16 protein-coding genes are annotated in these 18,921 nt (G+C 62.7%); 15 read left to right on the top strand and 1 reads right to left on the bottom strand.

The window, feature by feature from the left end:
* The first annotated feature begins 104 nt into the window (after positions 1 to 104).
* The 13 genes from OH764_RS23155 to OH764_RS23215 all read left to right on the top strand — a co-directional run bounded on the left by OH764_RS23155 (position 105) and on the right by OH764_RS23215 (position 15,699).
* The gene (locus OH764_RS23155) at positions 105 to 776 is read left to right on the top strand and encodes a GntR family transcriptional regulator (RefSeq protein ID WP_498850954.1); all 672 of its coding nucleotides are present in this window, start codon (positions 105 to 107) and stop codon (positions 774 to 776) included.
* A 128-nt stretch (positions 777 to 904) separates the two neighbouring features.
* Positions 905 to 2,515, top strand: coding sequence for a gamma-glutamyltransferase family protein (locus OH764_RS23160; protein ID WP_498850955.1), 1,611 nt, complete (start codon positions 905 to 907; stop codon positions 2,513 to 2,515).
* 112 nt (positions 2,516 to 2,627) lie between these two features.
* On the top strand, positions 2,628 to 3,932 hold the full coding sequence (oxlT, locus tag OH764_RS23165) for an oxalate/formate MFS antiporter (protein ID WP_498850956.1): 1,305 nt from the start codon (positions 2,628 to 2,630) through the stop codon (positions 3,930 to 3,932).
* A gap of 52 nt (positions 3,933 to 3,984) precedes the next feature.
* Positions 3,985 to 4,761 carry an ABC transporter ATP-binding protein gene (locus OH764_RS23170; protein WP_027779838.1) on the top strand — a complete coding sequence of 259 codons (777 nt, stop codon included), beginning with the start codon at positions 3,985 to 3,987 and terminating at the stop codon, positions 4,759 to 4,761.
* Positions 4,758 to 5,612: an ABC transporter permease gene (locus OH764_RS23175; RefSeq protein WP_020067519.1), complete on the top strand. Its 855-nt coding sequence runs from the start codon at positions 4,758 to 4,760 to the stop codon at positions 5,610 to 5,612. Before OH764_RS23170 ends, OH764_RS23175 begins: the two co-directional genes overlap by 4 nt.
* A 40-nt stretch (positions 5,613 to 5,652) precedes the next feature.
* Positions 5,653 to 6,633: an ABC transporter substrate-binding protein gene (locus OH764_RS23180; RefSeq protein WP_498850957.1), complete on the top strand. Its 981-nt coding sequence runs from the start codon at positions 5,653 to 5,655 to the stop codon at positions 6,631 to 6,633.
* A 34-nt stretch (positions 6,634 to 6,667) separates the two neighbouring features.
* Positions 6,668 to 8,017 (top strand): amidase, encoded by a 1,350-nt coding sequence (locus tag OH764_RS23185; protein ID WP_498850958.1) that lies wholly within the window; start codon positions 6,668 to 6,670, stop codon positions 8,015 to 8,017.
* 81 nt (positions 8,018 to 8,098) lie between these two features.
* Positions 8,099 to 10,768, top strand: coding sequence for an excinuclease ABC subunit UvrA (locus tag OH764_RS23190; RefSeq protein WP_498850959.1), 2,670 nt, complete (start codon positions 8,099 to 8,101; stop codon positions 10,766 to 10,768).
* 560 nt (positions 10,769 to 11,328) lie between these two features.
* Positions 11,329 to 12,735 (top strand): class I SAM-dependent methyltransferase, encoded by a 1,407-nt coding sequence (locus OH764_RS23195; RefSeq protein ID WP_020067523.1) that lies wholly within the window; start codon positions 11,329 to 11,331, stop codon positions 12,733 to 12,735.
* 1 nt (position 12,736) lies between these two features.
* Positions 12,737 to 14,074, top strand: coding sequence for a sensor histidine kinase (locus OH764_RS23200; RefSeq protein WP_498850960.1), 1,338 nt, complete (start codon positions 12,737 to 12,739; stop codon positions 14,072 to 14,074).
* 7 nt (positions 14,075 to 14,081) lie between these two features.
* The gene (locus OH764_RS23205; RefSeq protein WP_498850961.1) at positions 14,082 to 14,486 is read left to right on the top strand and encodes a response regulator; all 405 of its coding nucleotides are present in this window, start codon (positions 14,082 to 14,084) and stop codon (positions 14,484 to 14,486) included.
* A gap of 8 nt (positions 14,487 to 14,494) precedes the next feature.
* Entirely contained in the window at positions 14,495 to 14,671 is a 177-nt protein-coding gene (locus OH764_RS23210) for an ATP-binding protein (protein ID WP_498850962.1), read from the top strand.
* The gene (locus OH764_RS23215) at positions 14,668 to 15,699 is read left to right on the top strand and encodes a response regulator (protein WP_498850963.1); all 1,032 of its coding nucleotides are present in this window, start codon (positions 14,668 to 14,670) and stop codon (positions 15,697 to 15,699) included. Before OH764_RS23210 ends, OH764_RS23215 begins: the two co-directional genes overlap by 4 nt.
* 158 nt (positions 15,700 to 15,857) lie before the next feature.
* On the opposite strand, the gene OH764_RS23220 is transcribed toward OH764_RS23215, so the two are convergent.
* A complete protein-coding gene (locus OH764_RS23220; protein ID WP_498850964.1) occupies positions 15,858 to 16,619 on the bottom strand; it encodes a GntR family transcriptional regulator in 762 nt (253 codons plus the stop codon).
* 56 nt (positions 16,620 to 16,675) lie between these two features.
* On the opposite strand from OH764_RS23220, the gene OH764_RS23225 reads away from it, so the two are divergent.
* Positions 16,676 to 17,407, top strand: coding sequence for an enoyl-CoA hydratase/isomerase family protein (locus OH764_RS23225; protein ID WP_498850965.1), 732 nt, complete (start codon positions 16,676 to 16,678; stop codon positions 17,405 to 17,407).
* A 95-nt stretch (positions 17,408 to 17,502) separates the two neighbouring features.
* A complete protein-coding gene (locus OH764_RS23230; protein ID WP_498850966.1) occupies positions 17,503 to 18,903 on the top strand; it encodes an MFS transporter in 1,401 nt (466 codons plus the stop codon).
* The last annotated feature ends 18 nt before the right edge of the window (positions 18,904 to 18,921 follow it).

Consider the following 18,921-nt stretch of genomic DNA (forward strand, 5'->3'; position numbering starts at 1 on the left):
CGGAAGATCTGTTAATCCCAGGCTCGTGCGTGAAAGACACAACCCGCTCTCCCTCGTCCCGCGCTGACCACGTGTATTTCAGCGTGCGAGACGATATCTTCGACATGCGCCTGCTTCCGGGCGACCGTATGACTGAAGGCAGCATCGCCGACCGCTTCGGCGTTTCGCGCACACCTGCGCGAGAGGCGCTGCAACGTCTTCAAAGCGACGGCCTGATGCGCGGCTACGTACGCGGCGGCTGGGAAGTCGTGCCGATCGACTTCAAGCGCTTCGAAGATCTGTACGAAATGCGCAAGCTGATCGAGACGTTTTCTGTCACCAGGCTCTTTGGCGCTGACGGAACCCTATCCGCCACCGCCTTGCAGATGCTCGAGCGGCTCGACCGCATCTGGAACGTCCCTCGCGCACAGCGCGTTCGCGACGGCCGGGAGATGGTGGCGCTCGACGAGGCGTTCCACGAGGCGCTTGTGCTCGCCGCCGGCAATGAAGAGTTGAGCGCCGCAATGCAGCGCGTGACCGACCGCATCCGCGTAGTGCGGCGGCTCGACCTCGTATACGGTGATTGCATCGACGACACTTACAACGAACACATTGCGATTCTCGCCGCCATCCGCGCCCTTGCGGCTGACCGGGCAGTCGAGTTGCTGGGGCGGCACATAGAAGGAAGCAGGGCGGAAGTGCGCACTCTCACCTCAGAGCGCCTGCAGCGCGCCCGCACCGCCTCGGAGCCTCACAGTGCGCCTTATGCACCACCGAGGTTGCGAGGCACCATCTAGCAACACGCTTTCCGGCGCGACGATTTGTTAAGCGCCTTCTGCAATCGGCCTTTGCGCGAAATGCAGATGTTGGCATGGAATTCGCATGAGCACCGGGTATGTATACAAGCAAAAGCCCCGTGCACCTTATGCGTTCCGAATTCCTGAACCCGGCCCGCGGAACCCGCGGCATGGCGGTCGCGCCTCATGCGCTTGCCGCGCAGAGCGCGCTCGCCATCTTGCGCGAAGGCGGCAACGCCGTTGAAGCGATGATCTCTGCCGCGGCGACGATCGCCGTCGTCTATCCGCATATGAACAGCATTGGCGGCGACGGGTTCTGGCTTATCTCGCGTCCCGGCGCCGAGCCTGTCGGTATCGAGGCGTGCGGTGCGGCGGCACTGGCGGCGAGTGTCGACGAGTACCGCTCGCGTGGACTCTCGGCCATACCGACGCGCGGCCCGCTCGCAGCCAACACGGTGGCCGGTACGGTGTCCGGCTGGCAGCGCGCGCATCGCTGGTCGTCTGAAACGCTGGGCGGCAGGCTGCCGGTCGAACGCCTGCTCGAAGACGCGATCCATTACGCGAAGCACGGCGTGCCGGTCACGCGCAGTCAGTCGCAATGTGTCCAAAGCCGTCTCGCCGAACTGCGCCCGATCGCGGGTTTCACAGACACCTTCCTCTGCGACGGTCGCGTGCCTGCCACGGGCGAGCGCTTCGTCGCACCTCGTCTTGCCGCCACGCTCGAACGTCTGGCCCACGCGGGCTTCGACGACTTCTATCGCGGCGACCTTGCACGCAGCATCGCGGGTGATCTCCAGTCGGCCGGCTCGCTGCTGACTCTCGCAGACCTGCAACGACACGAGGCGCGAATGCGAACGCCGCTCGCTCTCGATCATTCGCTGGGCACGATCTACAACATGCCGCCGCCGACACAAGGGCTCGTGTCGTTGCTGATTCTGGGCATTCTCGATCGCGTGTTGACGAAAGAGATGGACCCGCAAGGTCCCGAGTTCGTACACGCCTGCGTCGAAGCAACCAAGCTCGCGTTCGCGGTGCGCGACGCAGAGATCACCGATCCGGACCACATGCGCGTCGATCCACGCGAACTGCTAAAGCCTGCCGCGCTCGACGCAATGGCTGCGCAAGTGTCGTCGACTCAAGCTGCGCCGTGGGGCGCCGGTCGCGGGCCGGGCGATACGGTGTGGCTCGGCGTGACCGATAGCGACGGCGTGGCGGTGAGCTTCATCCAGAGCATTTATCACGAGTTCGGCAGCGGCGTGGTGCTGGCCGGGACGGGCATCAACTGGCAGAACCGCGGATGCAGCTTCTCGCTCGACGAGCGCTCGCGCAATCCGCTAATGCCGCTGCGCCGGCCTTTTCATACGCTGAACCCGGCGCTCGCACGTTTTGCAGATGGCCGCACGATGGTCTACGGCAACATGGGCGGCGACGGGCAGCCGCAGTCGCAAAGTGCGGTGTTCTCGCGCATTGCGACGTTCGGCTGGAATCCTCAGGCCGCGATCGACGCGCCGCGTTGGCTGCTCGGCCGCACATGGGGTCAATCGACCGACACGCTCAAACTCGAAGCGCGTTTCGCTCCGGACACGATCGCGCGACTCGCAGCGCTCGGACACGAAGTCGAGACAATGCAAGCCTATGACGAAGCTATGGGACATGCCGGCGCAATCGTTCGGTATCCCGATGGATTGATCGAAGCGGGCTACGACCCGCGCAGTGACGGGGCAGCCGCGGGCTGGTAGACGCACACGCGCGCTATTTTTCAATCGGATTGCAGGTCCGGCCTTCGAGGCCCGCAGGACGCTGCACGTCTGCCGGGCGCCGGCAGACCTTCGCCTAGTAAATGGAGTCACCATGACCACACGTTTGCAATCTTCGTTGCCACCCGTCGCGTCGACGGAAGCCGGCGCCGTCTCGTCGAGCGCGACCCACAATCGTTGGTTTCAACTCGGGCTCGGTCTCGTCTGCATGATGGCGATTTCGAGTCCGCAATATGTATGGACGCTGATGACCAAGCCGCTCGCCGCGAAACTCGGCGTTGCACTGCCTGAACTACAGGTCACGTTTTCGCTGCTGATCATATTGCAGACGTTCTTCTCGCCGTTTCAGGGCAAGCTGATCGACCGCTTCGGACCACGCATGCTGATTTCGATAGGCACCGTCATGTCGGGCCTGAGCTGGGTGCTGGCCTCACAGGTGCATAGCGCCCCGATGCTCTACCTCACTTATGGACTGGTCGGCGGTCTCGGCACCGGCATTGTGTATGTCGGCGTGGTGGGGTTGATGGTGCGCTGGTTCCCGACCAATCGCGGCTTTGCTGCGGGCGCCGTCGCGGCGGGCTATGGGATGGGCGCAATCGTCACGACGTTCCCGATCGCCACGTCGCTGCAGGTGCGCGGCATCGATGCAACGCTCTGGATATTCGGCATTGCGTTCGCAGTGGTGGGTTTGCTCGCTTCGCAGGGTTTGCGCGTGCCGCCTGCGCATGATGCCGCAGCTGCCCCGGGCTCCGCTTCCGCACCTGCCGTTAAGAATTTTCGCCCTTCGCAGACCTTGAAGACGCCGATCTTCTGGCTGATGTTCGCGATGATGACCATGATGTCCACGTCGGGCCTCATGGTCACCTCGCAAATGGCCACCTTCGCCGCCGACTTCGGCGTGACCAAGGTTCTCGTGTTCGGCATGGCGGCGTTGCCGCTGGCGTTGACGATCGACCGCTTCACGAACGGGCTCACGCGACCGCTGTTCGGCTGGGTGTCGGACAGAATGGGGCGCGAGAACACGATGTTTTTTGCCTTCGCGCTCGAAGGCGTGGCCATGGCGTTATGGCTGCTCACGCGTGATAACGCCGTGCTGTTCGTACTGTTGTCGGGCGTAGTGTTCTTCGGTTGGGGCGAGATCTTCTCGCTGTTTCCGTCGACGCTCACTGACACGTTCGGCACGCGGCACGCCACCGAGAACTACGGCTGGCTCTATATCTCGCAAGGGATCGGTTCTATTTTCGGCGGCCCGCTCGCGGCGTTGATGCATCAGCATGCGGGAAGCTGGGTGCCGGTGTTTTCGACCGCGATCACGCTCGACATTGCGACCGCGCTGCTCGCCATTGCCGTGCTCAAGCCGATGCGCCGGCGCTTTCTGGCGGCACAGCAGAGCGCGTGATTTCGATCGCCTTTGTCGCAATGCACTCCGAAAACGTCGTCGAGGAACAGACATGTCCGTTCAGCTTGCGTTACGCAATATCCGTAAATCGTTTTCGAACAAACTCGGTTCCGTCGACGTGCTCGGCGGTCTGACCTTCGATATCCACGAGCGGGATTTCGTCAGCATCATCGGGCCTTCGGGCTGCGGCAAAACAACGGTGTTCAACGTGATCGCCGGCCTGCTCGAGGCGGATAGCGGCGACATCGTCTATCGCGGGCAAAGCGTCGATGGCTTGCGCGGCAAGGTCGGCTACATGATGCAGCGCGATCTGCTGTTGCCATGGCGCACCGTGCTGCAAAACGTGCTGATCGGGCCGGAGCTCTCGAAGATGCCGGCTGCGCAAGCACGCGACATGGCGATGGAATACCTCAATACGTATGGGCTCGCCGGCTTCGAGAATGCGTATCCGCGCATGCTGTCAGGCGGCATGCGTCAGCGCGTGGCGCTGATCCGCACGCTGATTAACGATCCCGACATCATTCTGCTGGACGAGCCTTTCTCGGCGCTCGACTACCAGACGCGCCTGTATCTGGAAGGCGTGCTGATGGAGGCCGTCGAGACGTTTCACAAGACAGTCGTACTCGTCACGCACGACATCGACGAGGCGGTGGCTTTGTCGAAGCGCGTCGTTGTACTGGGCGGCCGGCCTTCGCAGGTGAAGAAGATCTATGACATCGACATAGCCGCTCGCTCGCCGATCGGTGCACGCAGCGACCCGAACTTCGCCGGGTACTTTCACGCGTTATGCGGCGAGCTCGACATTCAGACGGAGGTGAAAGCAGCATGACGCAATCCGCTTCCATCAATAAACCGGCGCCAGCACAACGCACAGCGAAGCCTCGCGCGCGCTTCGTGCTCGACAGCGGCTGGGGGCGTTCGCTGTTGCAACTCGCGGCAGTAGTGGCCTTCTTTGCGATATGGGAAGGCGCGGCGCGCGTCGGCTGGGTATCGAATTTCCTTGTCGGCTCGCCGTCGAAAATTCTCGCGGCGCTCTTGCGCGACGTGCAGTCGCATCAGCTTTTCATCGACACCGGTTATACGCTCTTCGAGGCGATTCTGGGCTTCGTGTTTGGCACCGCGGTCGGGTCGGTGTGCGGACTCGCGCTGTGGTATTCGCCGTTCGTCGCGCGGCTCATCGAGCCGTTTATCGTCGCGATCAACAGTGTGCCGAAGATCGCGTTTGCACCCATCGTGATTCTGTGGTTCGGCACCGGGCTCATTTCGAAGGTTGCGCTGGCCATTTCGCTGACCGCGATCGTCGCGCTGATTGCCGCGTATGAAGCGGCCAAGGACGCCGATCCCGACCTGCAGGCGTTGCTCGTCACGCTCGGCGCGAACAAGAACGACGTGTTCATGAAAGTGGTGGTGCCGTTCACGCTGCCCTATGTGATCTCCACGTTTCGCATCAACGTCGGCTTCGGTCTGGTGGGCGCAGTGGTGGGTGAATTCATCTCATCGGAGAAGGGCCTCGGACACATGATCTTCACCGCGTCCAGCCTGTACGACCTCAACACCGTGTGGGAGGGGCTGTTCGTGCTCATGGCGATTGGATTCGTCCTGTACTTTCTGATCGACATGCTCGAACGCAAGCTGCTGCCCTGGCGGCAGGCGTCGAATACCACCACGCTCAAGGTTTAACGCATTCCGGCAGTCCAACCACTTCATGACAGGACAGACGATGGCATTCACCGCAAGAAAGGCGCTCGTCGCGCTCACGACCGCTTTGGCACTGAGCGTTGCAGGCGTTTCAACACCGGCACTGGCCGACGGAAAGAAAGTAACTATTTCGCAGGCGTTCCAGTCGATGCTCTATCTGCCGCTCTATGTGGCGATAGACGGCGGATTCTTCGAGAAGGCGGGACTCGACGTCAACAAGCAGACGGCGGGCAGTCCGAGCGCGGCGCTTTCGGCCGTGCTGTCCGGCAGCGCCGACTTCTCGCTACATGGTCCGGAGTGGACGGCCGTGGCCGCGGAGAAAGGCGCCGATGTCGATGTGATCGCGAATGTCGTGAACGGTGCGGCGGTGTGGATCGCCGTTGCGCCGGATGTGAAGTTCAGCGGCATCAAGGACGTGAAAGATCAGGTGATCGTGTCGGGACAGATGCCGACAACCAGCACGTCGCTGTTCTTCAAGCTGCTGAAGGAGAACGGCATGTCGCAAAGCGACGTGAAGCTGCTTCAGGTGCCGCTCGGCTCGGAGATCGGACCGCTCGTTGCGGGCCAGGCGAAGATCGCGGTGATGTATGAGCCTGGACTCGATCAGGCTGTCGCGAAAGGCATGAAAGTCGTGCTCGGCTTTCCGAAGCTCTATGGCGAATACGCGTTTTCGTCAATCTCCGCGAAGCGCAGCGTCGATCCGGATGCAGCCGCGCGGTTTGTGAAGGGGCTGCAAAACGCGCTGCTCTACATGCAAAGCCATCCTGCGGAAACGGCGGCGATCGCGCGCAAGGAATTTCCGACACTCGACGCCACAGTGGTCGACGCAGCGGTGAAGCGTATGCTCGACGAAGGCGTGTATCCGAAGAACGTCAGCATCACGCCGAAAGCGCTGACTGTCGCGATGGACACGCAGATCGCCCTCGGCAACCTGAAGCAGCAGCCGAACTACGACAGGTTCATCGTGCAGAATTACATCCAGCCGGCGCTGGCCGCGAAATGACACCGTTGACACCGTTTGCGACGCTTACATAACCATGTTCTCTTCTTCTTCAAAAGCTGCGCCGATTCCGTCTATCTCGCAGATTCGCGCTGAAGTCGCCTCGGGCGAGGCGAAACTCGAGCAGTACGTCACGCAGGCTTACGAGGCGGCGTGCAAATCGCAGGCGTCGTTGCATGCGTTCTGTTATTTGCCGGACGCCGCGCCCGTCAATGCCGTGGATGTGGCCTCGCCGCTGGCGGGCGTACCAGTCGCGGTAAAGGACGTGATCGATACCGCCGACATGCCGACCGAATTCAACTCGCTCGCCTACAAGGGACGGCGACCCGAACGGGATGCGTGGGTGGTCGCGCGTTTGCGTGCGGCGGGCGCGTCGATTATCGGCAAGACGGTGACGACCGAGTTCGCGTGGCGTAAGCCGGGCGCGACCGTCAACCCGTGGAATGACGCGTTCACGCCGGGCGGTTCGTCGAGTGGCTCAGCGGCGGCGGTCGCGGCAGGGATCGTGCCGCTCGCGCTCGGCACCCAGACGCAGGGATCGGTGATACGGCCGGCGGCGTACTGCGGCATCGTCGGCTTCAAGCCGACTTACGGTGCGATTGCGCGCACAGGCGTGTTGCCGCTGGCGTGGTCGCTGGACCACGTCGGCATGTTTGCAACACGTGTCGCGGACGTGGCTTATGCATTGGCGCTCGTGACCGGCGAGGACGCCGCCGATCCGCACGTCTCGCATGTTCGGTCCGCCGCCCATGTTGCGGCGCGCGGCACGGGGACGCGGCGCATCGGCGTGCTGTCGAAACAGGCCGGCGGGGCAATCGAGCCGGCGCAGCAGGCCGCGCTCGACAGGCTCGCGGCTCAGCTGGCACGAGACGGGGTCGAGATCGTCACGGTCGATCTGCCGGCGGAGATCTTCGAAACGCCTGCACATGCGTTGAAACTGATGTCCGTTGAAGCCGCCATCACGCACGGCGAACTCGTCGATCGCACACCCGAACTGGTGAGCGAGGCAATGCGCGGCCTCGTCGAAGAGGGCCGCAAGCTGCCTTCGACCGTCTACGCGCGCATCAAGGCGGTGCAGATGCCGATGGCGCACCGCTTTCACGACTGGCTGACCGGCGCGATGGCGCTCGATGCACTGCTGGTCGCGCCGGCCACGGGCGAACCGCCGCGCGGGCTCGACTATACGGGCGACGCGTCGTTCTGTGCGCCGTGGACGTTTCTCGGCGTGCCGGCCGTGACCGTGCCCGTGGGATTCGGGCCACAGGGCTTGCCTCTCGGCGCGCAACTGGTTGGCGCCGCTCACGCTGACGCCGATTTGCTGAGGCTCGCCGAGTGGGTCGAAGCGCGCACAGGCTGGCCGGCGGCGGTGGCGCAGCGGAAGATGTGAACGCGGACGCCGGGCCGGCTGCGTGGTGTGGCATGGGTTGTGCGTCTTTGTAGGGTTCCTGGCTCATAGCTACCGACCGATATGGATGCAACCAGCCGCAAACCCCGTTCGTCCTCGGCGTCTTCCCGCACAGGCACGGGGTTCGTCAGCGTGCGCGGCGCGCGGGAACATAATCTGAAAAACGTCGACGTGCAGATTCCACGCGACGCGCTGGTCGTATTTACAGGGGTGTCCGGTTCGGGCAAGTCGTCGCTCGCGTTCGGCACGCTGTACGCGGAGGCCCAACGGCGCTATTTCGAGTCGGTCGCGCCTTACGCTCGGCGTCTGATCGAGCAGGTCGGTGTGCCCGAAGTGGACGCAATCGAAGGATTGCCGCCCGCTGTCGCATTGCAGCAGCAACGCGGCACGCCGTCGGCGCGTTCGTCGGTGGGAAGCGTGACTACGCTGTCCACCCTCGTGCGCATGCTGTATTCGCGGACCGGAACATACCCGCCCAAACAGCCCATGCTGTTTGCCGAGCACTTTTCGCCGAACACGGTGCAGGGTGCCTGTCCCACATGTCATGGGCTAGGGCGCGTGTATGAAGTCACCGAAAGTTCGATGGTGCCCGACGACTCGCTGACCATCCGCGAGCGCGCGATCGCAGCGTGGCCGCCCGCATGGCATGGACAGAATCTGCGCGACATCCTCGTGACGCTTGGTTATGACGTGGACACGCCGTGGCGCGATCTGCCGAAGAAAGATCGCGACTGGATTCTCTTCACCGATGAGCAGCCGACCGTGCCCGTCTACGCCGGTCTCACACCCAAAGAGACGCGCGCGGCGCTCAAACGGAAAGACGAGCCGAGCTACCAAGGGACGTTTACCGGCGCGCGCAGATACGTCTTGCATACCTTCGCCAACACGCAAAGCGCGCTGATGAAAAAGCGCGTGTCGAAGTACATGGTGTCGAGCGACTGTCCGGAGTGCGGCGGCAAGCGGCTCACGAAAGAAGCGCTATCGGTGAAATTCGCCGGACTCGATATCGCCGAGCTTTCGCAGTTGCCTCTGTCGGGACTCGCCGCGCTTCTTGAACCGGTCGCGCGCGGAGAATGGCAGGAGCCGGTCGAGGTAACACGGGGCAAGGGCGACGTGCTCAGCAGGAGCGCTATGCGCGACGCCGTCGAGCGGCGCGTGGCGGCTGGCGGCTCGGCGCACAAGGCCTCTCCTGATGTGCGACGTACACCGAACCTGTCCGGCGAGAAGCGCCTCGCCGCGCAGCGCATTGCGGCCGAACTTCAGGAACGGTTGACCACGCTCATCGACCTGGGCCTCGGTTATCTTTCGCTCGACCGCAGTACGCCGACGTTGTCCTCGGGTGAACTGCAGCGCTTGCGGCTCGCCACGCAATTGTCGTCGCAGCTCTTCGGGGTCGTGTATGTGCTCGATGAGCCATCGGCCGGCTTGCATCCCGCGGATGGCGAAGCGCTTTTCAGCGCGCTTCAGGCGCTGAAAGCAGCGGGCAATTCGCTGTTCGTCGTCGAGCACGATCTGCAGATGATGCGGCGCGCCGACTGGCTGGTCGACGTGGGTCCCGCTGCAGGCGAGGAGGGCGGTCACATTGTTTATAGCGGACCGCCCGACGGACTCGCGGCGGTCGAAGCGTCACAGACCCGCCGGCATTTGTTCGCGCCGCCGGCAAGCGTCGAGCGCGCGGCGCGCGAGGCGAAGGGCTGGCTGCGGCTTGCCGGTATCACGCGCAATAACCTGCATGGGCTGAACGTCGCGTTTGCACTCGGCTGCCTGACGACGGTGACCGGCATATCCGGCTCGGGCAAATCGAGCCTTGTGAGTCAGGCGCTGCCGGAACTCGTCGCGAGCCGACTGGGGAAAGCAATCGAAAACCCGGACGATGACGAACAGGACCCGCTGCTCGCCGATGGCGGCATGCCGGCGAGCGGCCACATCGTCGACGGGATGGAATCGATCAGACGGCTCGTACGGGTCGACCAGAAGCCGATTGGACGCACGCCGCGTTCCAATCTGGCCACCTACACAGGCCTTTTCGACCAGGTGCGCAAGCTTTTCGCGGACACGCCCGCCGCCCGCAAGCGGCGCTATAGCGCGGGTCGCTTTTCGTTCAATGTTGCGCAGGGCCGCTGCCCGACCTGCGAAGGCGAAGGCTTCGTCAGCGTCGAGCTGCTTTTTCTGCCGAGCGTCTATGCGCCTTGCACGACGTGCCACGGCACCCGTTATAACGAATCGACGCTGGAAATCACGTGGCGGGACAAGAACATTGCGCAGGTGCTGGGCCTGACGGTCGACGCCGCGTGCAGTTTCTTCGCCGACCAGCCCGGCGTGATGCGTTCCCTCACCGCGCTACGCGACATTGGTCTCGGCTATCTGCGACTCGGCCAGCCGGCCACGGAGTTATCCGGCGGCGAAGCACAGCGCATCAAGCTCGCGACCGAGCTGCAACGGGCCCAACGCGGCGAGACACTATACATCCTGGACGAGCCTACGACGGGTCTTCATCCCGCCGACGTGGATCGGCTAATGGTGCAACTGCAAGGACTGGTCGATGCGGGCAACACGGTCGTCGCGGTCGAGCATGACATGCGGGTCGCCGCACAAAGCGACTGGGTCATCGACGTGGGCCCAGGGGCGGGAGACGCTGGCGGAACGATCGTGGTCAGCGGAAGACCCGCTGAAGTCGCGGGCGAAAACCGCAGCCGCACCGCTGCGTATATCAGGGAACAGCTGGCGGTCTGATTCGGCGGCGCGGCTATCAAATCACTTCGCTCGAGGAACGCACTGCACGCCGTTCGCGTCTGGCAACCAGGTCATGCGTAACGGATTTGTTCAATGGCAGGTGTGCATCAAGAGCCTTATCATGCAGGCCGCATGTCCTTGGACCTACGCGCTTTGTGCGCCTTTCGCCGCATGTCTTCATCCCGCTTCACTGACCAGTTGACAGTGGACGACAGCATTCTTTTTTATCAGTAGAATGCTGCAACCGCAACGATTCAGTGTTGCCGCAACCGACGCTCGGGCTCATCAGTTTCACGGTCTCGTCAAGACCGCGAGGCTATCAGCACGCGTGTCGCGCGAGGCGACGCAGTCAAGTCGAATGCAAAACCTGTGTGGCCGCTGCGAACGGGAGTGAATCGCACGCCGCCACGAACAATGGATCGCCGCCACAACTGAAACCGATGGCGACACGTGTCACCTGGACCAACGACGCCATCGGCGCTCACCTGGCCGACCTGCTGGCCGGGCAGGGCGTCGGATCTCAAACCAACTTGTCGTGATACTTACCTGGCCGCAATACTGTGTATTCCAAAACGCAAATCGATCCGGTAGTCAGCTTCCGGAACTCGCAAGGCGAGCAGGTGCGAGGCACGATCATCAATCTCCAGCGAAACTCGCTGGTGATGGAGATCTATAACCCGTACTCGATTGTGCAGGTCAGCGAGGTGCTGAGCGACCTGTCCGTCAAGATGGGCGTGGAACACGCCTATTCGGGTAAGGCAGTCGTCATCAGCATGGTCAATACCGGCCTCACAGCGATCGTTTCGGTAACGCTGATCGCCGAGTGGCGCGAACTGAGCGGCGGCGCGCTGGAAGCGCGTACGGTGGGCGAAGAAGCGCGCCGGTTCGTGCAGGACTGGACCGGCCGTTTCCAGATCCGCCGTGACTACCAGATCGCGGTCAACCAGATCCGCGCTTTTCTCTCGGATATGTCGCGATGGGTCGAGCAGGCAGACCTTGGCGAAACCATGCCGAAGGAAGGCAATAGCCTGCGCGAGGACTTCTTCTTCGAACTGGCATCGCCGCTCATGGAGAAGACCAAGCTCTACTTCGACGAATTCGAAGGCGAGGCACGTCTGGTCGATGAAGAACTGGCGCCGGCACACCGTGCCTTTGCCCAGGCTGCGCTACATCCGCTGCTGCTGCGCTCGCCGTTTGTCTTTCGCACGTTCACGAAGCCGCTGGGCTATGCCGGCGACTACCAGATGGTCAACCAGATGCTCGACGATCCGCGCCAGGGGCCGAGCACGTATTTCCAGATCGTCAACGCTGCTTTTCTGCAGACGGCCGTCGCGCGTGCGCACCGCAACCGCGTCGACCTGCTGGTGGACTATCTGACCCGGCTCGCCAACGAAGCGCGCGCCGCGCAGCGGCCATTCCGTGTGCTGAACGTAGGTTGCGGCCCGGCTCAGGAGATCCAGCGTTTCATCCACGAATACGACGAACCGCAGTGGCTGACGTTCGAACTGCTCGACTTCAGCCAGGAGACACTGGACTGGACACGTGAACGCCTTGCGTCCATTTCACAGAAAATGGGCAGGCGCATGACCATTAGCTACACGCACGATTCTGTCCACCACCTGCTCAAGCGCCGGATCGATGCGCACGCATCGGACGTCCGGGAGTTCGACGCCGTGTATTGCGCCGGTCTCTTCGACTACCTGTCGGACAAGGTCTGTGCGCGGCTGAACCAGCATTTCGCCAGCCGGACCAGACAGGGCGGCCGCCTGCTGGTAACCAACGTCCACGCCGACAACCCTGAGCGCCTGAGCATGGAGCACGTGCTCGAGTGGTACCTGATCTATCGCAACGAGGCACAGATGGCCGACATCATGCCGGAGAACTGCGGAGAGCCGCGCCTGTACACGGACTCGACCGGGGTTAATGTGTTCGCCGAGGTGGTGATCGGCCAGCAACAAGTAGCCTGAGATGACAACATCGCTCGGGGGGCTACAGTCGAACTATCGTGAAGAGCTGCGCGACTACCGGTTGCTGTGCAGCAAGGCCGGCGGTCTGACGGTGATCGTGCTGGTGCTGATGGGCGTTGCGCTCGACTATGTCGTGTATCCGGATGAGCAGAAGCGCTTTGCGATAATTCGGGTGCTGACCAGCGCGGCCATTGGCCTGGCATTGCTGTCGTTTTACACGGCAACGGGCAAACGCCACGTGCAGATCATCACCTTCCTCTGGCTGCTGTTGCCGCAGGCAATGATCTCCTGGATGATTTATGTCACGCAGGGCGAGCAGTCATTGTTCTATGCCGGGCTCATGCTGACGATCTTTGCGGTCGGCATTCTGTTCCCTTCCGGTTATTGGCAGACGCTGGCTTTCGGGCTGGCCACGGTCGCGCTCTATTACATAGCTTGCGTGGCTCATGCGGGTGGCATACACGACCCGAGCAAGTTCCTGTTTCAGCTCATCCTGATCTTCTTCTGTGCGTTGGCCAGCTCGGTGTACACCTACTTCAACGAGAAGGGCCGTTTCCAGCTTTTCCGGCTAAAGGAGGAGCTGGCGCACAAGAACGACCAGCTCGCCCGTACCAACGAGAGCCTCGCGCAGATCAAAGGCCAGTTGTTGCAGCAGGAGAAGATGGCTGCAATCGGTACGTTGTCGGCGGGGTTGCTTCACGAGGTCAACAACCCGGTGAACTTCTGCCTGATGGCGATCGAAATCGGCATGGAGGAACCGCAGGCCAAAAGCAGCCCTTCGCTGATGGAGTGCCTGACGGATGTCAAGCAGGGGATGCAACGCATCCAGCATATCGTGTCGGACCTGAAGACCTTCGCCTACCGCCGGCCCGGCGCAGCGGCAGACGACGTGCCGTTCCTGTTCGAGAAAGCGCTTGACTCGTCGATCCGGCTGAGCGCGCATGAACTGCGCGGCGTGAGCGTCACGCGCGAACTGTCCGACGACACTCTCGTGCTGGGCGACGAAGCCGCCATTATCGGCGTGCTCATCAACCTGTTCTCAAATGCTGCTCTGGCCATGCAGAAGGCCGGCACCGTGTCGCCGCGCATCCACGTCGCGGCGGAATGGCGCGACGACCGCCTGCATGTGAATGTGCGCGACAACGGACCGGGAATCGCCGCAGAGAATCTCGCGCGAGTGTTTGAGCCGTTTTTCACTACGCGCGAAGTCGGCCAGGGCCTCGGCCTTGGCCTGTCCATTAGTTATGCGGTGGTGGAGCGGCACGGCGGCACACTATTCGCGGAAAGCAAGTTGGGCGAGTGGACCGCGTTCAACTTCGACCTGCCGCGTGCCGAGTGATATCGAAATGAGTAATACGCAGCAAAGCGCGCACACTGTCGTCTATGTCGATGATGAGGATTTAGCCCGCAAGTACTTTGCGCGTGCGGCCGGCGGTGATTATGAAGTGCTTCTCGCGAGCGGCGCGGAGGAGGCTATGTCGATCCTTCGCCGCGAAGGAGCGCGCGTGGCCGTGCTTGTGACCGACTTCCGCATGCCGGGCCGTCACGGCGACGATCTGCTGCGCCAGGTCGCTCAGGAGTATCCGCATATCGTCCGGATCCTGGTGACGGCCTACGCGGACAACAACGCGTTGCCGGGCGCAGTCAGTTCCGATGGGGTGTTCCGAATCCTGGAGAAGCCCCTCGGCGTTAGCATCGTCCGCGAGGTGTTGACATCGGCGACGACAGCCCAAGTGTCGCGACTGAGGTGACACAGCGCTTGCCGGTCGACCCGGTTATCACGAAGACCGGCGCAGGCCGCTTCGCCATGATCTTCAGCAACCGCGTCGCGCAGCTTGTCGGGGACATCGGGATCACATCCGCAGTCGGCGGCGGTACGGCCGCGACGCTGGAATCTCCAAATTTGAAGGATCGAATGCACAGGAGTTACCAATGAGCCATACGATTGCCAACCAGACGCCGCCTCCGGCGATTCTGTTCGTCGATGACGAAGCCACCGCGGTCAAATACTTCGAACGCGCCATCGGCTCGATTGCGCCGGTGGTGACGGGCGCCTCGGTGGACGACGGCAAGGCGATGCTGGACGCCCACGCCTCCAGTCTGGCGGTGCTCGTGTCCGACCAGCGCATGCCGGGCGAACATGGCAACGAACTTTTGCGCTATGCGCGAGAGCGCTATCCCCACATCGTCCGGATACTGACAACGGCCTATTCCGAGCTGGATCAGACCGTCGAGGCCGTCAACCAGGGCCAGATACATCGCTATATCAAGAAACCGTGGGATATTTCAGCGCTGCGCATGGAGATGAAGCAGGCGCTGGAGCTGTCGGGGCTGCGCAAGGAGCGCGACGAACTCGTGCGCGAGAAGCTTGGCGTATTGCAGACGCAGACGGTGGCCACCCGCATTGGCGTAGTGCACACGCTGTGCGCGAGCCTGATTGGCCCTGGCCGGTTCCAGCCGGTGGAAACTTACCTGACCGGCACCGAACTGGCCGGTACGCGCAATGCCGAGCCGGACTGGCGGCGTATGGACTACGCCGATCTGGTGCATGCCGAGAGCGAATGCAGCGGCAGCTTTGGCCACGCGGTCGGTACGCGTCTCGCGCAACTGCGTGCGCAGACTGCGGGGCGCGGTGTTGCTGACGCGTTGCCGGTCTTGACGGATGTCCTGGGCGCCACGGCGCGCGGCGATGGTGAAGCGCTGATCTGGACTTCGCCCGCAACGCTGAGCGAGTTCCTCACCCGCCCGGTGGGTCATGCGGTATCCGCCGAGCACGCTGCGTGGCTGGCCTGCCTGCTGTGGCTGGAAGAAGCCGGCGGCGCGCTGCAGTTCTTCCGGGAAGGTGACGCTATTGTCTGCCGCGCCGGTGCGCGCGCCAATTTTGCGGCCGACCGCCTTGCAGTCTGGATCGAGCGGTTCCTTGAGCCTGCGTTCGACCAGGATAAGTCGACGGTCCGCGTTTAGAGAGGGCGCAACGGTCGTTGCCCAGGCGAGAAGCCCACGGGGCGAATGATCGTTGCATCCGGAAAAAATCCTTCGGCCGGCCAAGTGTTGAACGGCCGGCAAGAGCAACGGAACACTGGTTCGTGAGCCGTTGCGCGGCTTGGCGTAGCGACGCTTGTCTATTTCCCCGCATTCTTGAGCACATCCAGCGCGGCATCACACGCCCGCTGCAGTTGTTCCCGCATCAGATCCTGCGCATCCCCGGTGCCGTTGACTACCGCATCGCGAATTCGAACCGCCTGTTCGAACGATGCGCGCATCCGCCCGCCTTGCGTCATTGCGATGCGGCGCAGTCGCCGCACCGGCCCGATCAGCGAGGCATGATTCTGCTGCAACGTGCGGTTGTCGGCGATCGTCATGACGATGGCGTAAAAGCGGTCCAATGCATCGACATAGCCGGCAGCGTCGCCGGCATCGACGCTCGTTCGCATCGTGTCGATCACATCATCCAGCTGCGCGGCACCGAGCGATGTAATGCGCTCGGATGCAAGCTGCACCGCGAGACATTCGAGCGCGGCCCGCACCGTATAAATCTCCTCCACATCGCGAAGCGTCACCGACCGCACATATGCGCCCACTCGCGGAAGGACGGTCACGAGCCCTTCGCGCTCGAGCTGCGCGAACGCCTCCCGCATCGGGGTTCGACTAACGTTCAGCTGTTTTGCTACCTGCACTTCGGACAGACGGCTACCCGGTGCGAGTACGCCTTCCACGATCGCCTCGCGCAACGCGGGCACGACGACGCCATCGCTCAACGAATCGCCGGTTGAGTCCAGCGTGCGAAGCCGCTCGTGATACCACGTGGCAATGGATTCGAGACTCGACGCATGGCGCGTGTGCGCTGTCGGGGATTTTGAAGATGCAGTTTTCGTAGCGGGCATTGACACCTCGGATTTCTGTGAATACTCTGTATACAGATTATACAACAGGAGACGACATGGATCGCAGTGCATTGGAGGCCCCCGTTGTCATAGAGCATACCGGCGACGTGCTCACCTTCACGTTGAACCGCCGGGAGGTTGGCAACGAAGTGTCGGTTGCGATGTTCGACGCGATGTCGGACACGTTGCGCAGTGAGGCCGTGCAACCGAAGGCGCGTGTGTTGCGCATTCGCGCGAACGGCGATGTGTTCTGCACGGGGCGCGAGCGAGCGGGGCGGGACGCCGTGTCGATCCGCACCGAAGTCGCGCGACTGATCGAGCTCAAGCGGCTGGTACGCAGCACGTCGTTGATCTCGATTGCGCAGGTGCAGGGCGATGCGTTGGGCTTCGGCTTCGGGCTTGCGATCCTGTGCGACTTCACGCTCGTCGCATCGTCGGCGCGGCTCGGGTTCCCGGAGATGCGCAGCGGTCTGCCGCCCGCCGCGATCATGGCTTACCTCGGCGGCTATGCACTGCCCAAGGCGTTGTTTCCAATGGTCCTGTTCGGCGATCCCATTACGCCCGAAGCGGCCTTGCAGGCCGGGCTCGTCACGCGAGTATGCGATCGCGCGAACCTGCACGCCGAAGCTGACGCGCTTGCCGCTCGCATTCTCTCGCTCGACGAAGCCGGCGCGAAACAGTGCAAGGCGTTCTTCCTCGCCGCGCAGGAAGGCAGCGTCGAACAGAACTTCCGCGCTGCGACCGACATGCTGACCGTCAACGCATTGCGGTTGATGCAGACCCGCTGAGCGTGGCCGTGCTTGACCCGCTCGATACAACACGACGTGCGGATGTCGATGAAAGCGCTAATCCGCTGACACCGTAACGTCGACTGGAGACAGACATGAACGTCAACGCAGGGCCCAGGCTCGATCGTTTGCCGATGTCGGGATTTCACCGGCGCATCATGTGGTTGATTGGCATTGGCATGTTCTTCGATGGTTTCGATATTTACGTTGCGTCGACGGTGCTTGGCGCAACGCTGAAGTCCGGATTCTCCACGCTCGGGCAGAACGCGTTGTTCGTGTCGCTCACTTTTCTCGGCATGATGCTCGGCTCGCTTGCCACCGGTTTTCTCGGCGACCGGTTCGGGCGGCGCTTCACGTATCAGGCGAATCTCGCCGTGTTCGGCCTGGCGTCGCTCGGCGCGGCGCTCGCGCCGAACATGAGCGTGCTCATCGCGTGCCGCTTCGTGATGGGACTTGGACTGGGCGCGGAAAACGTGGTCGGTTACTCGACGCTAACCGAATTCGTGCCGCCGCAGAAACGCGGCAGGCTGCAGGGTTTGATGGCGGTCTTCGTCGTGTCCGGACTGCCCGTCGCGGGGCTGATCGGGTTGCTGCTGATTCCGTCGTTCGGCTGGCGCGCGATGTTCGTGCTCGGCGGTGTTGGCGCACTCGGCGTCTGGTATGCACGCAAGTCCTTGCCGGAGTCGCCCCGCTGGCTCGATTCTGTTGGACGACACGACGAGGCTGATGCGATCCTGCGTCGCATCGAAGCGGAAGTGACGGCGGCACGAGGCGGCAAGCCGCTGCCTGCGCCAGCGTCCACGAGATCCGGCGCGACAGCGCAACAGGCACTGTCGTTCGCTTCGTTGTTCAGCGGCGCGATGCTGCAGCGGATGATCGTCGGCTGCGTGACGCTCATTGTCATCAACACGCTGCTGTATGGCTTCGTCACCTGGCTTCCGACATTCTTCGTGCATCAGGGCTTCAGCATCGCGAAGTCGTTCGGGTTCGCGCTCGTGATGTCGCTCGGCGCGCCTATCGGTTCCGCAATCGGCGCGCTCACCGCAGATGCGTGGGGCCGCAAGCCGACGATCATCGGCTCGTCGCTCGCCGCGATCCTCTTTGGCGCGATGTATCCGTTCATCACGAGCCCCGTGATATTGCCCATCGTCGGACTGCTGTTGACCATCCCCATCTACGTGCTGGTCGCGCTGCTATTTGCTGTCTATGTACCGGAACTCTTCCCAACTGAAGTGCGGCTGCGCGCGTCGGGTGTCTGCAATACGCTGGGCCGCGGCGCAACCATCGTCACGCCTTTCATCGTGGTATCGCTTTTCGGGCAGTACGGCATCGTCGGCGTGCTTGCAATGATGATCGGTCTGCTCGCCGTGCAAATCGTCGTGGTTGCATGGCTGGGCGTCGAGCCGACCGGACAGCGCCTCGAAGACCTTCAGCCGGAAGACACCCTCGGGCGCGACGCGCTTCATGCCGACGCGCACGCTTCACCTAACAAATGAATCGACAGGAACCATGCA

Source organism: Burkholderia sp. M6-3, assembly GCF_050858985.1.
Taxonomy (GTDB): domain Bacteria; phylum Pseudomonadota; class Gammaproteobacteria; order Burkholderiales; family Burkholderiaceae; genus Paraburkholderia; species Paraburkholderia caledonica.

Excerpts from the sequence above, each read along its gene's own strand:
- OH764_RS23215 (WP_498850963.1), top strand. The coding sequence starts at position 14,668 with ATGAGCCATACGATTGCCAACCAGACGCCGCCTCCGGCGATTCTGTTC.
- OH764_RS23155 (WP_498850954.1), top strand. The coding sequence starts at position 105 with ATGCGCCTGCTTCCGGGCGACCGTATGACTGAAGGCAGCATCGCCGAC.
- oxlT (WP_498850956.1), top strand. The coding sequence starts at position 2,628 with ATGACCACACGTTTGCAATCTTCGTTGCCACCCGTCGCGTCGACGGAA.
- OH764_RS23190 (WP_498850959.1), top strand. The coding sequence starts at position 8,099 with ATGGATGCAACCAGCCGCAAACCCCGTTCGTCCTCGGCGTCTTCCCGC.
- OH764_RS23225 (WP_498850965.1), top strand. The coding sequence starts at position 16,676 with ATGGATCGCAGTGCATTGGAGGCCCCCGTTGTCATAGAGCATACCGGC.
- OH764_RS23205 (WP_498850961.1), top strand. The coding sequence starts at position 14,082 with ATGAGTAATACGCAGCAAAGCGCGCACACTGTCGTCTATGTCGATGAT.
- OH764_RS23180 (WP_498850957.1), top strand. The coding sequence starts at position 5,653 with ATGGCATTCACCGCAAGAAAGGCGCTCGTCGCGCTCACGACCGCTTTG.
- OH764_RS23175 (WP_020067519.1), top strand. The coding sequence starts at position 4,758 with ATGACGCAATCCGCTTCCATCAATAAACCGGCGCCAGCACAACGCACA.
- OH764_RS23200 (WP_498850960.1), top strand. The coding sequence starts at position 12,737 with ATGACAACATCGCTCGGGGGGCTACAGTCGAACTATCGTGAAGAGCTG.
- OH764_RS23185 (WP_498850958.1), top strand. The coding sequence starts at position 6,668 with ATGTTCTCTTCTTCTTCAAAAGCTGCGCCGATTCCGTCTATCTCGCAG.
- OH764_RS23160 (WP_498850955.1), top strand. The coding sequence starts at position 905 with ATGCGTTCCGAATTCCTGAACCCGGCCCGCGGAACCCGCGGCATGGCG.
- OH764_RS23220 (WP_498850964.1), bottom strand. The coding sequence starts at position 16,619 with ATGCCCGCTACGAAAACTGCATCTTCAAAATCCCCGACAGCGCACACG.
- OH764_RS23230 (WP_498850966.1), top strand. The coding sequence starts at position 17,503 with ATGAACGTCAACGCAGGGCCCAGGCTCGATCGTTTGCCGATGTCGGGA.
- OH764_RS23170 (WP_027779838.1), top strand. The coding sequence starts at position 3,985 with ATGTCCGTTCAGCTTGCGTTACGCAATATCCGTAAATCGTTTTCGAAC.